Source organism: Paraburkholderia fungorum, assembly GCF_046026025.1.
In the GTDB taxonomy this organism is placed as follows: Bacteria; Pseudomonadota; Gammaproteobacteria; order Burkholderiales; family Burkholderiaceae; genus Paraburkholderia; species Paraburkholderia fungorum_E.
On the sequence record NZ_JAQQFL010000101.1, the window covers coordinates 1 to 861 of the forward strand.

Below are 861 nucleotides of genomic sequence, written 5' to 3' on the forward strand. Positions count from 1 at the left end.
TAGAGGGTGTTAGGCACTTTTGTTAAGGGTTGCGAAGTGGACAAGCATAAGCACGGAGAATACGACGAAGTGCAAACCAGCCAGGGTTTCGGGCAACCGCTCGTAGTCTCTGGCCAGTCGGCGGAAGCGGTTAAGCCAGCCGAAGCTGCGCTCGACCACCCAGCGGCGCGGCAACAGCACGAAGCCCTTTTTCGCCTCCGACAGCTTGATTACCTGAAGCTCGATTCCTTCGTCGAGTGCCGCCTGCGCAGGCTCTTCGCCGGTATATCCCTGATCGGCGAATGCCACCTTGACCGTCTGGCCCGTGGCCTGCTGAACCTGACGCGCCAGTTCTCCAACCTGCGCGCGTTCCTGTTCGTTGGCCGGCGTAACATGCACAGCGAGCAATTGCCCCAAAGTATCAACCGCCATGTGGACCTTGCTGCCGCGTTTGCGTTTGTAGCCGTCGTAACCGGCACGAGGTCCACTTTCGCATGTCGACTGCAGCGTGCGCCCATCCAGAATGACCGCGCTGGGCTGGCCCTGTCGGCCCTGCGCGACCCGGATGACCGAACGCAGGTCGTTCACCATGGCCTCGAAGCAACCCGCCTGAATCCAGCGTTGCGTCTGCTGGTAAACAAGCTCCCACGGCGGAAAATCATTTGGCAACAGACGCCACGGCGCACCCGCGCGTACGATCCAGCGCAGCGCGTTGAACATCTCGCGCAGTTCGTAGCGGCGCTGCGGTGCGTCCTTGTTCATCAAGGTCAGGTACGGAGCGGCGAAGTACCACTCTTCATCCGATACATCCGTGGGGTATGGCCTGCGTTTTTTCATCCGGCCAGGATACCAGGTCCGGCAAAAAGTGCCTAACACCCTCTA

1 protein-coding gene is annotated in these 861 nt (G+C 60.3%); it reads right to left on the reverse strand.

Translation table 11 applies throughout. The features are described from left to right. Positions 1-9: 9 nt before the first annotated feature. Entirely contained in the window at positions 10-816 is an 807-nt protein-coding gene (locus PQR67_RS38180) for an IS5 family transposase (protein ID WP_408467951.1), read from the reverse strand. Positions 817-861: the final 45 nt, after the last annotated feature.

What these genes read in the sequence shown, in the direction of transcription:
- PQR67_RS38180 (WP_408467951.1), bottom strand. Translation starts at nt 816, where the DNA reads ATGAAAAAACGCAGGCCATACCCCACGGATGTATCGGATGAAGAGTGG.